This is a genomic window from Pandoraea capi (genome assembly GCF_902459735.1).
GTDB lineage: Bacteria > Pseudomonadota > Gammaproteobacteria > Burkholderiales > Burkholderiaceae > Pandoraea > Pandoraea capi.
The window spans coordinates 1-19,158 of the sequence record NZ_CABPRV010000005.1 but is presented as its reverse complement, the minus strand read 5'-3'; the positions used below and the strand labels follow the sequence as shown (position 1 = coordinate 19,158).

Genomic DNA, 19,158 nt, shown 5'->3' with positions numbered 1-19,158 from the left:
ATGCAGTTCAGGCCTGCGTGGGTGCATTATCGCCCGATGCGGATGTTGAGTGCGTCGATTCATCCGGTCCATCACGGCCGTCCTCCCAGTCGTCGAACAAGCGCAACTGACGCGTTGCCTGTCCTTCAAGCAGCCGGACCCCGACGCCCATCAACCGAACCGGACGGCGCTTTCGCCCCACGGCTTCAGCCAGCAATTCGCGGCACTGCCCCGGATCGACACCCAGCGCCCCTGCCTCCGCTGTCGTCCGTGAAAAGTCGGCAAAACGAATCTTGACGAACACCTTGGCAATCGCTAGCGGCTCATTGCGTCGGGCTCGACCAATTCGCTCGGTCAACTGACGAAGCAAGGGTTCGAGCGCCGTCTCGCACTCAGCCAATGTCCGCAGGTCACGCGTGTACGTCGTCTCGACGCTAATCGACTTGCGTTCGCGATCCGGGCTGACCTCCCGGGTATCGATCCCACGGCAGCGTTCGAACAGGCGTTGTCCGAACACACCAAAGCGCTCAGTAAGATCGGCCATCGAATGGCTGCGCAGGTCGGCGCACGAATCCACCCCCAGCGCACGAAGTTTTTCGGCCGTGACCTTGCCAACGCCAAATAGTCGCTCGACAGGCAGGACAGCAACGAAGGCATCGACTTCGGCAGGCTTCACGACGAACATACCGTCGGGCTTGCGCCAGTCGCTGGCAATCTTGGCGATGAATTTGTTGGGTGCGACGCCCGCCGATACCGTCAACCCAACCTCTGCGGCGACGCGCGCCCGGATCTCGCGGGCGATAAGCGTGGCAGATCCGCCGCAGTGCTCGCTGTCGGTGACATCGAGATACGCCTCGTCCAGCGACAACGGTTCGACCAGCTCCGTGTAGTCACGATAGATCGCCATGATCCGTTTGGACGCTTCCTGATAGCGCTGCATCGTCGGCGCAATGATGCGAAGCCTCGGGCAGAGTTTCATAGCCTGCGCGGACGGCATGGCGGAACGCACACCAAACGCACGCGCCTCGTAGTTGCATGTCGCCACCACGCCGCGCTGATCCGGCTGACCGCCCACCGCCAGCGGAATCCCACGCAGCGACGGGTCGTCACGCATCTCTACGGAAGCGTAAAAACAATCGGCGTCGCAATGAATAATCTTGCGCAGAGGAGCTGAAGGGTCTGTCATGGCGGGTGGCGGAAACACTGTGCAAATATACAGCATTCGCGCACATTCCGCGTCCCATCGGTAACGTTTGTCCGACCTATCTCATCCGCGCCACGAGCGTCGCCGGATCACCGTACCGGCAAGAACTGAAGGAACTGCGCCCCCAGCAGGTTCTGAACGTAGCCGATGCCGGCCCGACGGTACTTCTCGTCGAGCATCTCGGCGAGAAGATCGAGCCGACCGATGATCTTGCCGAACTCGCGCTCGAAACTCACATTGCGCACATCGCCGATTTCATTCGCCAGCAGCAGCGGCTTGCCCGTCATATCGCGACGGCTCGCCAGTAACCACGCAGCGATTTCTACATTACGGGCCGCGTTGAAAATGCGTTGCGCGTCCAACCCGTCGCTGAGATAGAACACCGTCGTGCCGCCATGTGCGGCGATGATCGTGTCCGACAGACTGAAGACGAAAGCGGCGACCCGATCGCCGCTAAAGGTCGGATCCAGTGACAGCGACAAGGCCTTCACGTCCCGCAAATCCTTTAGTGCCGCCAGCGTACGACGTCCCTCGACGGCGGCACGCAACTGCGCCATGGCTTCGGACTGCGTCGCCGCCCCGCCCTTGTGCCATTCACGGGGATTGCGCTTGTAGAGCTTGTCCGCGAGCAGATACAGGCTCTCGAGATTCGCCCGCATGCCCAGCGTCGCCATGCGGTTGATGTCCGTCTGCGCCAGATCGGCCGTCGTCATCGATGTCGAACGGACCTTGCCTCGATCCGTCGGCGCGTCCTGATACGACGCGCATCCCGCACACGTCACGATGGCGACCGCAGCACTTGCGACGACAGTGCTCACCCAGTGCGGTCGCGCAGCGGAGATCGGCCATTGCCGTGGTCTGAGCGAAGCAAGCCGTCGAGTCATAGCGGAGTGGTCTTTGGTCAGCAAAGACTCTACGCGATTGAAGCCCCCCATTCGCGTCTAACGGCCATGAAAAATTGTGACATTCGGTAACGCCTCGCGGCGCCAACACCTGTTATCGCCAGCGCACACTCGCTGGGGCCCCTCCTCGCCACGATTGCGGCCCCCATCCATTCCCCCCTCGCACCACACCCCTCCCTTATCCGCATCACGGCAGCAGTGCCTCTCTCGTTTGCGCAAACAGCGGATGTTTGATCGCTTCCTCAAGCCGAAGTACAGGCGTCACACAACAATCGGCGTCAGCAAAACGTGCGGTCCAGTCGGCTTGCGACGCACTGCCAAACACGGCAGCCAATTCGGCCTGAAGCGCCATAGCGTCCGAACCGCCGATCGTTTGCCCTAACGACCAGTGACGCGCCTTCCAATCGCTCCGTTCGAGCACATCGCACAACGTCTCCCAAAACTTCAGTTCGAGTGCGCCAACGGCCATGTAACGGTCATCGAGTGTGCGGTACACCTGATAGCACGGCACGCCGCCATTGAGCAGATCCTTGCCCGCGCGTGAAGCACTGCACTGACGATGCAGCGCGACCGCTGGAACGATGTTCGAGCGAAACACTTCGTGTGTCATCGAGATGTCCAGCCAACGCCCGCGTCCGGTGCGTTGCGCCGCGACGAGCGCCGCCAGCACTGCTTGTACGGCAGCCTGCCCGCCGCCATAAAGGTCGCCGATCTGGAAGTTCGGAACGATTGGCGCGTCGCCCGCGTCGGCCAGTTGATCGAGTACGCCCGCATAACCGATGTAGTTGATATCGTGTCCGGCCGCTTGCGACATCGGTCCCTGTTGTCCGTAACCGGAGATCGATGCCATCACCAACGATGGCCGCACGCCCACGAGCGTTTCGAAATCGAACCCCAGACGCGCCATCACACCGGGCCGGAACCCTTCGAGCAGGACGTCCGCACGGGCAACATGCGCAAGAAACCGCGCGCGATCTCCCGCTTGCTTGAGATCCAGCCGCTCGACGGTTTTTCCACGATTCAGGAGTCGCCAGAAGGCACTCGGTGCCGATTCTCCCTCTCTGAGCATCATCTCGCGGGCATAGTCGCCCGCGCCCGTGTCCTCGATCTTGATGACGTGCGCCCCCATTTCGGCAAGGCGCTGACCGGCGAGAGGTCCCGGCAGCAGCCGCGTCAGATCGAGCACGGTTACGCCGGACAATGGTTTGTCTGAGGCGTCGGGCAATGCGGACGTTTGACGGGCGTTCAGGGCATCGAGCGTGTCGGTCATAGCGTGATGGGGGAAGCAAAGTGACGGTAGATGTCCATACCGTACCGCGCTCGCCCATCGAGCCGCAAGCAGACAACACGCCGACGCGCCTCGGAAAACTCCGAGAAATCGGCGCTCACCCCTGATTCGCGCCGTCTTTCCACAAAACGGGACCGGCGGGGTCGCCCGCGCCGGATGCATCGTCCGGCGTCGATCCGTCCACCGGTCCCGCCACCACCCCCTCGCTCAACAGACGCGCAATCTGGCTATCGGGATATCCGAGATCGCGCAAAATCTCGTTCGTATGCTCGCCCGATGTCGGCAACGGGCGCCGCGCGGGCAGACGCTGCCCGGCCATCGTGATCGGCAACAATGGCACCTGCGTCTGCTCGCCGTCATCGGTCGTCAGATCGCCCAGTCCGCCACTTGCGAGCAGATGCGGATCGTCGAACAACGCTTCCGGTTTGACGATCGGCGCGAATGGCAAGCCGTGGCGCTCGAATGCCGCCGCAAGATAGCTGGCGTCGAAACCCTGCATCATGTCCCGCAACATCGGCAGCAACCAGTCGCGCGCCATCACGCGATCGTTATTGGTTGCCAGACGGGGATCGTCCGCCAGGTCGTGCCGCCCGAACACGTCGCAGAAAATGCGCCACTGGCTGTCACTCACGACGGCCAGGAAAATCTGCACACCGTCGCGCGCCGTGAAGACGTCGTACACGCCCCACGCAGACACGCGTGCCGGCATCGGATCGGGTGCGACACCGGTGACAGCGTACTGTTGCATGTGTTGCGCCGCGAGCAGCACGCAATTCTCGAAAAGCGCACCCTGTACTTCCTGCCCGCGTCCCGTCGTCTTGCGTTCGTAAAGCGCCGCCAACGCAGCGAGCGCACCGAACACGCCCCCCATGATGTCGTTGACCGACGTCCCCGCACGCAACGGTTGGCCCGGCGGCCCCGTCATGTACGCAAGTCCCGCCATCATCTGCACGACCTCATCGAGTGCCGTACGAACTGCGTATGGCCCCGGCAGGAAACCTTTGAGGGAGACGTAGACAAGGGCCGGATTCAAGCGAGACAACGTGGCGTAATCCAGCCCGATCTGGCGCATGCGCCCGGGCTTGAAGTTCTCCATGAGCACATCTGCGGTACTGACCAACCGCAAGATAAGTTCACGGCCTTCGGGGCGCGTCACGTCGACGACGAGGCTACGCTTGTTACGGTTGAATGTTCGGAAAAAGCCAGCACCGGTGCCGAGCAAGCGCCGCGTAGCGTCTCCCCCGACCGGCTCTACCTTGATGACGTCGGCGCCGAGATCGCCGAGCACCATGCCGCACGCCGGGCCCATCACCATGTGCGAAAACTCCACGACACGAATGCCTTTGAGCGGCATCGGCGCCGTGGGGAATGCGTCCTGCATCGGCTAACCTCCGGAACTGACTCGCGAGGCCTCGCCCCCACGCCGCGGCGACACGCGCGCCAGGTGGGTCGCGAATCCGTCGCGTCGTAATTGATCGAAGCCGACGATGTACCCCGCCAAGGCACTCGCCGCCACCGTGGCCGGACTGCCCAGCCACATTTGTCCTGGCCCGGATCGGCCGGGGAAATTACGGTTCTGGGCGCTGATGACCACGTCGTCCACTGCCGTCGACACGCCGGGACCTGCGTTGACACAAGCACCGCAACCGGGCGAGAGCATCGTCACGCCTGCGGCCCTGAACACATCCGCGTAACCTTGTGCCTCGCACCAGAGACGCACGTCTTCGCTTCCATATTGCAGATAGAAGCGCACGCCGTCGGCGACACGATGCCCCTGCGACAGGCCCCATGACAGCACGTCGTGACACGCGCGCAGATCGTCGCGCTTGCTGCCCGTACACGAGCCACCGTACGCAATGTCGATGGGCACGGCGGCCGACAGCTCGGTGAGCGCCACACCGTTGCCCGGGTCTCCCGGACTCGCCACCATCGCGCCGACCTGCCCGCAGTCGATCTCGATCACATGCGCATACGACGCCTGCGTATCACTCGTCATCCACGTATCTAACGTGACGTCGATACCGCGTCGTTCGCGCAAGTAGCGTACGGTCTCGTGATCCGGTACGACCAGCCCCGTCAGCCCGCCGATCTCGGCCACCATGTTGGTGAGCGTGGCCCGTTCGTCGGTCGACAAGTGCGCCACCGCTTCGCCGGAAAACTCGATGATCTGCCCGATGGCGCGGCCATCGCGGATGTACGGTAAGTGCAGCAGATGCAGGGCGAGATCCTTGGCGCCGACGCCCGCCGGCAAGCGAGAACAGAGGTGGACGAGGCACGTACCCGGCACCGCAAGTCGTGCGTCTCCCGTCAACCAGGCATTCGCCATCTCAGTGGCGCCCACGCCAAAGGCGAAGGCGCCGACCGCGCCGCAATGGGGCGTGTGAGAGTCCGTACCAACGATGATCTGCCCCGGTAACGCATAGCGTTCCAGCATCAACGCGTGGCAGATCCCCTCGGAGCCGCCGCCCGCTGCACGTCCGTGCAAACGCACGTCGTGCTGCGTACAGAACTCGCGCTGAACGGTACCCAACCGCCGAGCGGCGTCTACGATTTGCGTTGAGCGGCTGCCATCGGCGGACACCGCATCAAGATGCGTCAAATGATCTTCGAAGCAAAGAACGGTCGACGGATCATGCAACGCCGGTGTTTCGTCTCCAAAAGCGTGACGCAGGAAACTGACGGCCATCGGTGTCACGTACTCGTGGGAGAAGCGCCAGCTTGCGGGGACGAACACCGCATCTCCCGCCCGTACGCGGTCAACGCCCAGTGCTCGCGCGATGATTTTTTCGCCGTAAGTCATGGCGCCCGGCGCATGCGCAGGTTGCGGCGGCACGATGTCTCCGGACAGTCTGCGGCGCGTATAGCCGAACAACCCGCCGCTACGGACAATGGCCTCGCCCAACGGATCGCAGTCTTCGAGAAACGCCTCGATGGGAATCGCCTCGCCGCGCTGCAAGCGCTCGGCAAGGGCAAGATCGGTGGACATCAGGAGACCGAGGTTCTGGCAATTCTGCGCATAGATGCGCTCGAAACTCTCGGCAATCACGATACGGATGCCGGCACACCACTCGGCGAACGGGCTGGCCTCGCGCGACGACCCTTTGCCGCGACGCGACCCCGCCACCGACAACGCGAAGCCCCCTTCACGCACTGCTTTTGGCTTGACCGGGAAGACGCCCGCCGGATCGGTCGTGTCCTCGCTGCATCGCAAACCCGCATAAACGTAATCGCCAAGCGATTCGTCGAATGCAAGACATGCCCGGGCGGGCGTCATTTCATCGGTGGATATCTGATCGCGCAGCGGACCGGCGTCGGCACGCGTCAGGTCCTCCCCCGCCAGTTGACGGACCATCGCATCGGCCCGGTCGCTCAACCACAGTACCCGGCCATTCAATTGCACGGTGGCTTGCATGAGATCGCTCCTCGAATGTTCCCGCATGGGTTCACCCGTTTCGATCGCAAGTTGCGTGCCGAGGCAGCCGGCGACAGCGAGGAAAAAGTGGGGGCATGACGTCCAAACGCGTGTTCGTCGACCAACGCTCAGGGATACTGGCGATTCGCCTGTGCGGCGAACGTATTCGTCCACGTATCCCCCAGACGGATTTGCGACGGCTTGACCTCCGGGGAGAACGAGGCCAGCGCTTTGAGTGCTGTCGCCGGTCCATCGGCCGGCATCAGACCATCCGGAGAGAACGCCTCGCGGCAGTTGGCGAAGGCTTTCAGGTAGAGCGTCTTGTCACCGAGCAGATAGGGTTCAGGCACCGTTTTGAGCAACTGCGCGGCTGTGGCCCGCTGTAACCACTTGTCGGCTCGCACGATGGCATTGGCCAGCGCCTGTACCGTCCTCGGATTTTTCTGGATGAAGTTTTGGGGCGCATACATGACAGCCGCAGGCATCGGACCGCCGAACATTGCGCGGGTCCCGGCTTGCGTACGCGTATCGATCAGCACCTTCACGTCGCCCGACTCCTGGAGCAACGTCATCATCGGATCCACGTTGGAAACGGCATCGATTTGTCCATTGCGGGTCGCGCCAATAACCGTGGCGTTGCTCCCGACGCCAACGATCGACACATCGGTCGGCTTGAGCCCGGCCTTCGTCAGCGCAACACTCACCAGCATGTGCGTACTCGAGCCGGGCGCGCTGACGCCTACCCGCATCCCTTTCAGATCCTTGACCGACTTCACCTCTGCCGCCTTGCTCTTGACGACGCCCAGCACGAGTTGCGGCGCCGCACCAAGCACGACGAACGACTGGTAGGTCATGCCTTTGGTCTGCATGAGCAGCGTATGTTCGAAGGCGCCGGTGCCCACATCGGCACTCCCGCCAACGACCGCCTGCAACGCCTTCGACCCACCGGCAAAATCATCGATGGTGACGTCGAGCCCCTCGTCCTTGAAATAGCCGAGTTGCTCTGCGATGGTGAGGGGCAGGTAATAGAGGCCGGGCTTTCCGCCGACGGCAATGGTGATCTTTGGTTTTTCGAGCGGTTGGGCCGGTGCAGCGGAGGCGCCGGCGCTCATACTGAGTGCTATAAGGCCCAACGCCATCAGCGTAACGACGAGAATCAGGCGTCCCACGGCTTCGCGCACGCGGCGCGCTTCGGCATGTGTCATTGCGTGTCTCCTCCCGCACTATGCGAGATACAGGCGCGCCCCGGCTCGTCGGCCGGAATCGCTATCGGCATCCAGAGCATCCGCTGACCGTGACATGGCGGCAAGTTGTGTTTCGGCATGCCAGACATCGCGGTTCACGATGCCTGCCTGCGAGGACTCGCACCCGCCGTAAGGACCTGTCGCCTTTCCGTCACGCTTCGCCCGCCTCCGGCACGTTCCCCCCCGTTACGTTACGGGCGCACAAATGGTCCACCAGCATGCGGGACGCGACGGGCAACGCGTCGTAGCGGCGAACGCAGACGACCAGACGGCGCGCCGCCCACGGGTCGGTCAGCGGCACGATTCGCAAAGCTTCGCCGTCCGTCACCTGCGAATAAATACCAACGGCTTCCTTGGGCGCGATGGCAAGCCCGAGTTGAGCCCGCACCATGCGGCAGACCGCTTCGAACGTCGAGACGTGAATCCGAAACTTGACGGTTTTACCCTGCTCTGCGGCTAAGCGCCGGAATACGGTGTACATCGCGCTGTCCGGGTGAACGCCGATCTGATCGAAGTCCAGCGTTTCGATGAACGATAGCTGCGGTGCGCAGGCGAGTGGATGGTCGCGGTGGAGCACGGTCACGATCTGATCGTGACGGTAGGGGAAAACTTCGACGTCGCGCGTATCGACGGCATCCCAACAAATGCCGATATCGGTGGCCCCGTCGGCCACGCCGCGCACGACCTGAGCGCTGGTGTGCTCCTCCAGGTCGACTTTCACGCCCTCGTGACGCCGCAGAAAGGCGCCAAGCTCGTCGGGCAATGTTTCGACAATCGAGGAAACGTTGGCGAAGATGCGGATGTGGCCACGTACGCCACTTGTGTACTCCGACAGGTCGCCCTGCATCTTCTCAAGGCTGCGTAGTACATTGCGCGCGTGATGCAGCAGCGCTTCGCCGGCGGGTGTGGCCCTGACACCCCACTTGTGGCGCTGCAAGAGCGCGGAGCCGACCAGCGATTCAAGGTCGTTGATCCGCTTACTGACAGCCGAAGGTGCAATGAACTCACGCTCCGCCGCGCGAGCGATGCTGCTCTCTTCGCAAACCGCGACGAACAACCGTAACGAGACGAGATCGATCCGCCATAGCGCCATGCCTATCTCCCGAAGGCACTGCATTGACAGCGATTTTGCGGCGCACGCGACAAAAACGTCATTCGGGGCCGCCCCTGACCATACGTGAAAACAACACTCGATTGACACGCAACGTCCGCGAACCCACGCGAACGGCCCCAAACGGAGCCACAACTGGCTGATAACGCATCAACCGTCGCGGGAGACAACCCTGAGCGGACGGCATCGTCAAAGGCGCAACGATGCCGACATGACACGTAACCGACATGGTCTCGTCAGGTTGCACGCTTCCCCCGGACGTCCTGCGTCCGGTGAAATGTCCTTGCGCCGATCCCTCCCAGGACAACCGCCTAGCGCATCGCCCCCGTCAGCAAAACGGCACTCCAGCCGCCGTCAGCCGTGTTGAGCGGTGCCTCGGGTGGTGGTGCCGTCGCCAAGGCCATGAACAGCCAACATTTGCAAATGATGATCGCAATCATTTTGTTGACGCTCAATCATCCCGGCTCGGTCGCCGGGTCTGATTTGACTATAGTGCGACGCTATCGACGCGGCAACTGTGAAACGTTTCTAGATTTAACAAAGCGGCACCGCGATGACGCACGCGGCGCATTTTGAGACCTCAAGGGCGACGTGCGATCGTGCGAGCCAGCACGAATACCGGCAACAGTCCGACGAGAACCAGCGTCAGTGCAGGCACTGCCGCCTCAGCCAGACGCTCATCGGCGGCCAGATGACTCGTAACCACAGCCAGCGTATCCATATTGAAAGGCCGCAACGCAAGCGTGGCGGGCAGCTCCTTCATGACGTCGACAAACACCAGCAAGGCGGCCGTCAGCACGCTCCCCCGCAACAATGGCAGATGAACCCGGCGCAACATCGCCCATCCCCCCACCCCGAGACTCCGGGCGCTGGCGTCGAGATTCGGTGCAATTCTGGCGAAGCCGGCATCCACGCTCTGGAGCGCGGCGGGCAGGAATCGAACGAGATAGGCATAAATCAACACGCCGCCGGTCCCGGCAAGCACCAGACCGTTCGCACCGAACGCATTGCCCAGCCAGGTATCCAGATGCAGAACCGGCGTGAGAATGCCTAACGCAATGACCGCCCCGGGAATCGCGTACCCCACCCCGACCAGCCGCACGGCGATACGCGTGATGCGCCCCGGCGCCAGTCGCTGCGCATAGCCAAGGACCAGCGCGAATGCGCAAGCTACGACTGCGGCCACCGCCGCGAGCCGCACCGTATTGAAGACCCATTCGCCATAGCGCGGCCATGGCACCTGATCCAGTTCGGATATCGCCAGTCGCACCATGATGAGTGCCGGAAGCACAAAGCCAATGACAAGCGGTAGCGCGCAAACGAGGGTCGCCAGACTGCCACGCAGCCCCTTGAGACGCGTACGGCGCGACGTTGTCGGCGCGCGTCCCGGCGCGCCGTAATAGCGCAGGCGCGTCCGGCTGCGTGCCTCGGCGACCAAAAGCAGCATGACCGCGAACAGCAAGCACGCGGACAGCTGTGCCGCCGCCACTCGGTCTCCCATCGAGAGCCAGGCGCGGTAAATACCTGTCGTGAAAGTGGGCACGCCGAAGTACGCCACGGCCCCGTAATCGGCCAGCGTCTCCATGAGGACCAATGCCACCCCTGCAACCAACGCCGGGCGCGCGAGCGGCAGTGCGATGCGTACCAACGCACGCAGCGGCGTACATCCCAACGTGCGCGCCGCTTCGAAGAAGCGTTGGCTGTGCTCCGTGAACGCCGTACGGGCCAGCAAATACACGTAGGGATAGAAGGCACCGGCAAAGACCCAGGCCGCGCCATACCAGGAACGGATTTCGGGGAACCATGCCAGACGGTCGACCGCCAGCATCTGCCGCAAGCCCGTCTGCACCGGTCCCGCGAACTGGAGGAAGTCAGTGTACGCATAGGCGGTGACATACGCAGGCATCGCCAGGGGCAGGATGAGCGCCCACTCGAGCACGCGCCGTCCCGGAAAGGCGTAGTGCACGACCAGCCATGCGCTCGCCACGCCCATCACCAGCACGCCACCGCTCACTGCCAGCGAGATGCGTAGTGAATTCAGCGCGTACTCGGGCAACACCGTATCGAGCATGTGCGTCAGGACCGCTCGGGTGTCAGCATCCCCCGCCCCCAGGGCTGCCAGAATGCCGAACATCGGCACGAGCACGATCAACGCCGGAATCCACGCCACCAGTCGCCAACCTGAAGCACCGAAAAGCCGATGGTGACGGCGGCGCAGCACGCGATGCGTCTCAAAATGGGGGGAAGACGTCGCCTGCGTCTGCGCGACGGGGTCAGGCGTGAGCGATGGTCGCCTTTGTGTCGCTTCCGGAGGCAATTCAGCGGGTAGCGTATCGGTAACGGCGCGTGACGGAGGCGTCGATGACATCGGCAAATCGTGGTTGGAGGCGGTAAGAGGCGTCCCGGGATCTAGGGGTTCCGGAGATTTCGGGAAGTACAGCGTCAATCAGGATGCATCGTGGCTAGACAGATAGCGCTGCGCGTCAGCGCTGCGAAATGTGACCGTGGGTCACCACGACCCGACGCCCTTTGCGTATTACTGAACGGAACCGAAAATCATTCTCTGGTCTAAAGCGTTGTAAATTATACGCATTCCCATCTGCGCCTCTGACACGGCCACGCCCGGAAAGTGCCCGACAAGCAAAACTCGCCAACGAACCAACCAATCTACCAACGAGGTCGAAGACGGCAAGCACGAGACCATGTCCCGTACGCTAACGCCGCTAACGCAACCAGCGTAACTAACGGTCAACCGCCCAGCGCAAACCTCCATCACGCCGATGCCTCTGCCCTATCTACTGCTCGATCACATCTCCGTCAGCTATGACACCGCAGGACACGTCCACACAGCGGTACGCGATCTGTCGCTGTCCCTTGCACGCGGGGAGATCGGGTGCCTTTTGGGCCCGTCTGGCTGCGGCAAGACGACCGTACTTCGGGCTGTTTGCGGCTTCGAACCGTTGGTCGGCGGAAGGATCGTGCTCGATGGTCATGAAGTCGCGAATGCCCAAATCAGCGAGCCGCCGGAGCGCCGCCACGTGGGCGTGGTGTTTCAGGACTATGCCCTGTTCCCGCACCTGAACGTGGCGCAGAACATCGGCTTCGGTCTGGGCCGCATACCACGCGGGGAACGTAAGGCCCGCGTCGAGATGCTTGCCGAACGTGTCGGTCTGTCCGGCGCACTGCGAAAATATCCCCACGAGTTGTCGGGTGGCCAGCAACAACGTGTAGCGCTTGCCCGCGCGCTGGCGCCCGCGCCGGCGCTGTTGCTGCTGGACGAGCCCTTCTCGAATCTCGACCTCGATCTGCGTGAGCGCCTCGCCGTCGAAGTCCGCGAAATCATCCGTGCGAGTGGCGCCACGGCCATTCTGGTCACACACGATCAGCATGAGGCGTTCGCCATGGCCGACCGCATCGGCGTGATGCATGCGGGGGCTATTGCCCAGTGGTCTCCCGCGCGCGAACTCTGGCGCACGCCCGCCAACCGCGTGGTTGCGGACTTCATCGGTCGCGGGGCATTGATTCCGGGTACGTTCCGCGGCAATGCGGACGGCGGCGGCATTTCGATGGAGCTGGGAGAGATTTCCATTTCACCGGCGATAGCCGGCAAGCTGCTGCGCAATGCAGCGAAAGACACCTATCCCGTCCATGTCGACGTCCTGTTGCGTGCAGACGACATCGCGCACGACCCGGCAAGCCCTTTCGAAGCCACGCTCGTACGACGCGCGTTTCGCGGCGCTGATCAGTTGTACACGCTGCGTCTGGCGTCCGGTATCGAGGTCGTAGCCCGGGTCGATGGCGAGCTCGCGCACGAGGCAGGCGATCGCGTGGGACTTCGGCTCACGGTGCAACACCCGGTAGCATTCACCGCGAGTCCTGCCGTGGTCTAAGGCCCGGGAAGGGCACTGTTACGCAGAGGCTGGTAAAATCCGGCAAAACGGATGGGCCTATGAAACAGTACCTCGACTTCATGCGCCATGTACTTGAACATGGCACAGACAAGACTGACCGCACCGGCACGGGCACGCGCTCGGTGTTCGGCTATCAGATGCGCTTCAACCTGCAGGCAGGATTCCCGCTCGTCACCACGAAGAAAGTGCACATCAAGTCCATCGTGCACGAACTCCTCTGGTTCTTGCAGGGCAGCACCAATGTGCGCTATTTGCAGGAAAACGGTGTTTCCATCTGGAACGAATGGGCCGATGCCGACGGCGAACTCGGTCCGGTCTATGGTGCGCAATGGCGTTCGTGGCCGACGCCGGACGGCGGCCATATCGACCAGATCACGCAGATCGTGGATCAGATTCGCTCGACGCCCGATTCGCGTCGCCTGATCGTATCCGCGTGGAACGTCGGTGAGATCCCGCGAATGGCGTTGCCGCCGTGTCACGCGTTCTTCCAGTTCTACGTTGCAGACGGCAAGCTGTCCTGCCAGCTCTATCAACGTAGCGCCGACATTTTCCTCGGTGTGCCGTTCAACATCGCCAGCTACGCATTGCTCACGCACATGGTCGCGCAGCAAACCGGGCTGGACGTGGGCGATTTCATCTGGACCGGCGGCGACTGTCACCTGTACAACAACCACCTCGATCAGGTGCGCACGCAGCTCGAACGTGAACCGTTCCCGCTGCCGAAGCTTGAAATCGCGCGCAAGCCCGACTCGATCTTCGACTACAAATTTGAGGACTTCCATATCACCGGATACGAAGCGCATCCGCATATCAAGGCACCGGTGGCCGTATGACGATACTGACGCTGGTCGTCGCCCGAGCCGAGAATGGCGTGATCGGGCGCGATAACCAATTGCCTTGGCGCTTGCCGGAAGACCTCGCCCACTTCAAGCGCACCACGCTCGGCAAGCCCGTCGTGATGGGTCGCAAGACGTACGATTCGATCGGGCGTCCGCTGCCGGGGCGCCGCAATATCGTCGTATCGCGCAATCCGGATCTGAAGATTGAAGGATGCGAAGTGGCCGGTTCGCTGGTGGATGCGATGCGCATGTGTGTGGGCGCCGAGGAAATCTGCCTGATCGGCGGCGCGCAGTTGTACGCGGAATCGTTGGCGAGTGCCGACAAGGTCGTCGTTACGGAGATCGCCAAGGCCTTCGAAGGCGATGCCCACTTCCCGGATCTCTCGGCTGCGCAATGGCGCGAGACCGCGCGTGAAACCCATCACTCGCCCGCGCCGAACGATTTCGATTACTCGTTCGTTACGTACGAACGCGTCTGACACTGTCGCCCGGCTGTCCGGGCGATCCTCAGATGTTCAGGTTCACGCGCGGCACGTCAGTGGCCGCGCCATCGCCTTCACACACATCCCCCACCGAAACGCCCGTTGCCACGTGGACACGATCACGCCCCAAGCGTTTCGCTGCGTATAGCGCCTCATCGGCCAATGCAATCAACCGCTCCGACGTATCTCGCGCATCCCCTTGCTGCGGTACGTGCGTTGCGCATCCGACGCTGACGGTCATGACACCCTGCGGTCCCGAGCCCGGGATCGCCAACGCACGTACGGTCTCCGTCACGCGCGTGGCTACGAAATGTGCGCCCTTGCCATTCGTCTCAGGCAACACGATCACGAACTCCTATCCCCCGTAGCGCGCGACGAGATCGGTTGGGCGGTGCGTCGAGCGCATCAACGCCAGTGCAACGTGCTCAAGGCATTCGTCGCCCACGGGATGGCCATGTTCGTCGTTGTAGCGCTTGAAATGATCGACGTCGACCATCAACAGCGACAGAGGATGTCCGGCGCGACGTGCTTGCTCGAAGTCACCGGGAAAACGATCGTTGATGGCCACGAGATTGAGCACGAGCAAAACGATGCCGGTTCCGCCGCCAGAGAAGTCGCCTGGCGCAGTGGCCGGTGACAAGGCCGGCGGTAGTCGCACTGTCAGCGCCGTCAAACACAGCAGCACGCCCACGACCCACGATAGCCCCAGGTAAAGCCAGAGGCGTTGGCCGACCGGGAGCAATTGGGTCACGAGCTTCGGCGTGAATTCGATAGATAGAGGCGCTGCGAGAGCATCGCGATGACGACGAGCGTCGGGAATCCCGCATGCCAGAAGACCCAGATCCAGCCGGATGTCGTCGGATGGGCGCCAAACAATCCCGTGGGGGCGAAAAGTCCGGGGAACGTCAACAACTGCATCGCCACAGTCATCGCCGTAAAAGCGTAGGCACCGGCAAGCCAACCAAACACAGGCAGACGGCTGACCCGAAATTGCGCAGAAAGCAGATACGCCACGATCGCCAGACAGCCGGCAAAAGCCCGCTGTCCACGCGAAGCGTGCTCCATCAGAAAGCCGTCCCTGAAATCTCTTCCTCCTGTCGAGCGCGATGCCGAATCGACGGAGCCTCGTCGGCGGCGTCGCCGTGAGGGCCCGCGGCCGAATAGCCGGAGCATGCACCAATTCCGACGGCCTGCCAACGTGCCTTGCGTTGGTGTTGCCTTTCGGCCTCCATCCACAAAAAGAGAAACGGCGTCGACCAGCTATCTTCGAATAGCCCGTCGACGCCGTTGGCGTCACTTCATGGCGTTGGCCGGTAACGTTCGAATATGCGTTTTGAACACGCCTTCGTTCCGTGCCCTTTTCGGGACTTAACCGCCCAGATACGCCTCCAGCACTCGCGGATTCCCGAGCAGATTCCGGCCAGTGTCCTCCAACACGACCTTGCCGGTCTCCAACACGTAACCGTGCTGAGCGATCTTGAGTGCCTGACGCACGTTCTGCTCGACCAGGAAGATGGTCAACCCATCGGCATTGATCTCCTTGAGCGTGGCGAAAATGCCCTGCACGATGATCGGCGCCAACCCCATCGACGGCTCGTCGAGCAGCAACAACTTCGGACGTGCCATCAACGCACGGCCGATCGCCAGCATCTGTTGCTCACCGCCGGACAGATTGCCCGCCATCTGGTCGATACGCTCTGCGAGCCGCGGAAAACGCTCAAGCACCTTGTCCAGATCCGGCTTGATGTTCTGCTTGTCGCGTCGCGTGTACGCCCCCAGTTCGAGATTCTCGCGCACCGACATGGTGGTGAGCGTGGCACGCCCTTCCGCCACCTGCACCAACCCGCGCTGCACGATCTTGTTGGGCGCCAGGCCGCCAATGTCCTCACCTTCGAAGACAATGGTTCCCGCCTGCTTCTTGATGAGGCCAGACAGCGCAATCAACGTGGTCGACTTGCCCGCACCGTTCGCGCCGACGAGCGACGTGATCTCGTGCTCGCGCAATGCAAAGTCGACACCCTTCACGGCCTCGATATGCCCGTAGGCCACTTTCAGGCCCTTCACTTCGAGCAGCGCGCTCATGCCTTGTCCTCCGCGCCAGCCGCCAGGGCCGCCACATCGTCATCGTCATCGCGGCCCAGATAGGCTTCAATGACCTGCGGATTGTTCTTGATCTCGTCCGGTTTGCCTTCGGCGATGATGCGGCCGAAGTTCAGTACGGCAATTCGCTCGCACAGCCCCATCACGAAGCGCATGTCGTGCTCGATCATGAAGATCGTGTAACCGCGCGCCTTGATGTTCTCGATCTCGCTCATCAGATCGACCTTCTCGCCGGTGTTCATGCCCGCGACCGGCTCATCGAGCAGCAGCAGTTTCGGCTCGGTTGCCAGCGCGCGCGCCAGTTCGAGCTTGCGCTGATCGCCGTACGAGAGGTTGTCCGCAATGTCGTACGCCTTATGGTCGAGCTTGACCCACGAAAGCAGCTCGTGCGCACGCTCGCGCGAACGCTTCTCCATATCGCGGAAGCCCGGCAACGACAGCAACAGCCCCGCCGGACCATACGTGAGATGGCGATGCATGCCGACCACGACGTTCTCGATCAGCGTCATCTCCTTGAAGATGCGGATGTTCTGGAACGTACGCGCAATACCGCGCTGCGTAATCCGGTGCGGCTTCTCGCCCACCAGACTCTCGCCGTTGAACGTGATGCTGCCGCCCGTGGGCTGCAACAGGCCGGTGATCAGGTTGAAAACGGTCGTCTTACCTGCACCGTTCGGGCCGATCAGGCCAAAGATCGTACCTTGCGGGACTTCGATGTTCACGTCCTGCAACACGTGAAGGCCACCGAAGCGTTTGGAAATATTGGAAAGCTTAAGCATGTCGTGTCCTCCGTGCGCTTACGTGGAAGACGCCGAACGCGCCTTGCCGGCACGGAACCAACGGCGAAAACGCATCGGGTCCCAGATGCCCTTGGGCAGGAACAACACGATCAGCACCAGGATCAGGCCGTTGACCACGAGACGGAAGTCGTTGAACGCGCGCAGCAGTTCCGGCAACAACGTCAGAATCGTACTGCCGAGCACCGGGCCCACGAGACCGTTGATACCGCCGAGAATCGCCATCGTCAGAATTTCGACGCCACGGTCGAAACCGAATTCGTTCGGTCCGATGAAGAACGTCAAATGTGCGTTGAGTGCACCGGCTAAACCGGCCAACACCGCGCCGAGCACGAACGCCAGCATCTTGTAGCCGGTGACGTTGATGCCCATGAGGCCGGCTGCCGTCTCATCTTCCTTGATGGCTTCGAATGCGCGTCCCACCTTCGAACGACGCAGACGCCACAGCACCGCCAGCACGATCACGACAGCCGCCGCGACATGCCACCACTGCGTGAGTTGCGGAATGCCGTTCAGACCGAGCGCGCCGCCCGTCAGATCCTCCGTGTTCAGGATGAGCACGCGCACGACTTCGCCGAAACCGAGCGTCGCCATGGCCAGATACACGCCGGACAGACGCAGCGTCGGCTTGCCGATGATGAACGCGATCAGCGCCGGCGCAGCCATGCCGCCAGCGAGCGACACGGCAAACGGCGCGTCGTAATTCATCGTCAGCAGTGCCGCGCTGTACGCGCCAATGCCCATGAACGCCGCGTTGGCCATTGCCAGCATGCCGCACGAGAGCGTGAGGTAAATCGACAGTGCCAGCAACGCATTGGTACCCAACGTCAGCACCAGATTGCTGTACACCGCCCAGAAATTATTGAACCAGTCCATTGCGCCCCCGTGATTACGCTTTGCGTTCGAGCACTTTGCCGAACAACCCCTGCGGACGCACCAGCAGGATCAGGAACAGAAGGCCGAACGCCACGGCATCGCGCATGTTCGAGCCGATGTACGCCACCGACAGCACTTCGGCGAAGCCGAGGAACAAGCCGCCGATCATCGCGCCGCGAATGTCGCCCATGCCGCCGAGAATGATCACGGCGATGCCCTTGTGCAGCATCGGCTGCCCCATGAGCGGGAATACGGCGTTGGAGTAAAGGCCGATCAGCACCCCGGCCATACCGCCCAGACCTGCGGCAGCGAACGACGTCGCCAGAAACAACCCTTCGACGTTGATGCCCAGCAGATACGCCGCCTTCGGCGATTCGGCGATGGCACGTAGCGCACGTCCCAATTGCGTCTTCTTGATCGTGGTAATCAGCACGGCCATGAGCGCAAACGAGATGAAGATGATCGCCAGTTCAAGCACCGTCATGTGAACGCCGGCCACCGTGAGAGTGTCCTGCGAGACGATGTCGTACGGAAAACGCAGGTTCTCCGCGCCGAAAATGCCCTGTACGCCGTTGTTGAGCAGAATGCCCACGCCAATGGTCGCGATCATCGGAATCAGGTGAGGCGCACCGCGCTTGCGCAACGGTTTTAGCACCAGTACGTCGATGATCAGGCCTAACAGGCCAGCGACGACGACGGCCGTGAGAATAGCCGCCCATAGCGGTAGATGCAGGCGCACGACAGCTTGCAGTGCCGCATAGGCACCGACCATGAAAACCGCGCCGTGTGAAAGATTGATAACGCCGAGGATGCCGAACACGAGTGTGAACCCGAGCGCGAACAAGGCGTACACGCACCCGAGGGAGAGCGCGTTGACGAGTTGCTGTTCCAGCATGGTGTGTATTCCAGCCTAAGGGACGGGAGCGCGCGTCGTATGGGGGGCGACGTGCGCCAGAAACGCCGATGGGCGTAGCGCCTTTCGGCCCTACGCCCATGCGGACTTCTTCAAGTAC

The 19,158-nt window shown here is 62.2% G+C and carries 16 protein-coding genes and 1 pseudogene; 3 read left to right on the top strand and 14 right to left on the bottom strand.

Annotated features, from left to right (window positions below; all coding sequences use genetic code 11):
- Positions 1 to 7: 7 nt before the first annotated feature.
- The 8 genes from dinB to PCA20602_RS11895 all read right to left on the bottom strand — a co-directional run bounded on the left by dinB (position 8) and on the right by PCA20602_RS11895 (position 11,508).
- Positions 8 to 1,201 (bottom strand): DNA polymerase IV, encoded by a 1,194-nt coding sequence (dinB, locus tag PCA20602_RS11930; RefSeq protein WP_246182140.1) that lies wholly within the window; start codon positions 1,199 to 1,201, stop codon positions 8 to 10.
- Positions 1,202 to 1,272: 71 nt separating this feature from the next.
- Positions 1,273 to 2,001 (bottom strand): hypothetical protein, encoded by a 729-nt coding sequence (locus PCA20602_RS11925; RefSeq protein ID WP_174981031.1) that lies wholly within the window; start codon positions 1,999 to 2,001, stop codon positions 1,273 to 1,275.
- 271 nt (positions 2,002 to 2,272) lie between these two features.
- Complete coding sequence (locus PCA20602_RS11920; protein WP_150721422.1) at positions 2,273 to 3,355, bottom strand: CaiB/BaiF CoA transferase family protein; 1,083 nt, start codon at positions 3,353 to 3,355, stop codon at positions 2,273 to 2,275.
- Between the two features lie 115 nt (positions 3,356 to 3,470).
- A complete protein-coding gene (locus PCA20602_RS11915) occupies positions 3,471 to 4,754 on the bottom strand; it encodes a CaiB/BaiF CoA transferase family protein (RefSeq protein ID WP_150721421.1) in 1,284 nt (427 codons plus the stop codon).
- A 3-nt stretch (positions 4,755 to 4,757) separates the two neighbouring features.
- Positions 4,758 to 6,785, bottom strand: a complete 2,028-nt coding sequence (locus PCA20602_RS11910) for an aconitase family protein (protein ID WP_150721420.1) — start codon at positions 6,783 to 6,785, stop codon at positions 4,758 to 4,760.
- Positions 6,786 to 6,913: 128 nt separating this feature from the next.
- Positions 6,914 to 7,924: an ABC transporter substrate-binding protein gene (locus PCA20602_RS11905; protein WP_425495668.1), complete on the bottom strand. Its 1,011-nt coding sequence runs from the start codon at positions 7,922 to 7,924 to the stop codon at positions 6,914 to 6,916.
- Positions 7,925 to 8,180: 256 nt separating this feature from the next.
- Positions 8,181 to 9,122 (bottom strand): LysR family transcriptional regulator, encoded by a 942-nt coding sequence (locus tag PCA20602_RS11900; protein ID WP_150721418.1) that lies wholly within the window; start codon positions 9,120 to 9,122, stop codon positions 8,181 to 8,183.
- A gap of 598 nt (positions 9,123 to 9,720) precedes the next feature.
- Entirely contained in the window at positions 9,721 to 11,508 is a 1,788-nt protein-coding gene (locus tag PCA20602_RS11895; RefSeq protein WP_174981026.1) for an ABC transporter permease, read from the bottom strand.
- Positions 11,509 to 11,920: 412 nt separating this feature from the next.
- Between PCA20602_RS11895 and PCA20602_RS11890 the strand changes: the two genes are divergently transcribed.
- From PCA20602_RS11890 to PCA20602_RS11880, 3 genes are read left to right on the top strand one after another with little or no spacing between them, the layout of a single operon-like run.
- On the top strand, positions 11,921 to 13,030 hold the full coding sequence (locus PCA20602_RS11890) for an ABC transporter ATP-binding protein (protein ID WP_150721417.1): 1,110 nt from the start codon (positions 11,921 to 11,923) through the stop codon (positions 13,028 to 13,030).
- A gap of 59 nt (positions 13,031 to 13,089) precedes the next feature.
- A complete protein-coding gene (locus PCA20602_RS11885; protein WP_150721416.1) occupies positions 13,090 to 13,884 on the top strand; it encodes a thymidylate synthase in 795 nt (264 codons plus the stop codon).
- Positions 13,881 to 14,369 (top strand): dihydrofolate reductase, encoded by a 489-nt coding sequence (locus PCA20602_RS11880; RefSeq protein ID WP_150721415.1) that lies wholly within the window; start codon positions 13,881 to 13,883, stop codon positions 14,367 to 14,369. Before PCA20602_RS11885 ends, PCA20602_RS11880 begins: the two co-directional genes overlap by 4 nt.
- 28 nt (positions 14,370 to 14,397) lie before the next feature.
- On the opposite strand, the pseudogene PCA20602_RS26005 reads toward PCA20602_RS11880, so the two are convergent.
- The 6 genes and pseudogenes from PCA20602_RS26005 to PCA20602_RS11850 all read right to left on the bottom strand — a co-directional run bounded on the left by PCA20602_RS26005 (position 14,398) and on the right by PCA20602_RS11850 (position 19,040).
- Positions 14,398 to 14,940: pseudogene (locus PCA20602_RS26005) on the bottom strand (GGDEF domain-containing protein).
- A gap of 179 nt (positions 14,941 to 15,119) precedes the next feature.
- A complete protein-coding gene (locus PCA20602_RS25610) occupies positions 15,120 to 15,437 on the bottom strand; it encodes an MASE4 domain-containing protein (RefSeq protein WP_174981007.1) in 318 nt (105 codons plus the stop codon).
- 303 nt (positions 15,438 to 15,740) lie between these two features.
- Entirely contained in the window at positions 15,741 to 16,454 is a 714-nt protein-coding gene (locus tag PCA20602_RS11865; RefSeq protein WP_150721412.1) for an ABC transporter ATP-binding protein, read from the bottom strand.
- Positions 16,451 to 17,251 (bottom strand): ABC transporter ATP-binding protein, encoded by an 801-nt coding sequence (locus PCA20602_RS11860; protein ID WP_069341747.1) that lies wholly within the window; start codon positions 17,249 to 17,251, stop codon positions 16,451 to 16,453. Before PCA20602_RS11860 ends, PCA20602_RS11865 begins: the two co-directional genes overlap by 4 nt.
- Before the next feature lie 18 nt (positions 17,252 to 17,269).
- Positions 17,270 to 18,145, bottom strand: a complete 876-nt coding sequence (locus PCA20602_RS11855) for a branched-chain amino acid ABC transporter permease (RefSeq protein WP_150721411.1) — start codon at positions 18,143 to 18,145, stop codon at positions 17,270 to 17,272.
- 13 nt (positions 18,146 to 18,158) lie between these two features.
- Positions 18,159 to 19,040, bottom strand: coding sequence for a branched-chain amino acid ABC transporter permease (locus PCA20602_RS11850; RefSeq protein ID WP_069341749.1), 882 nt, complete (start codon positions 19,038 to 19,040; stop codon positions 18,159 to 18,161).
- Positions 19,041 to 19,158: the final 118 nt, after the last annotated feature.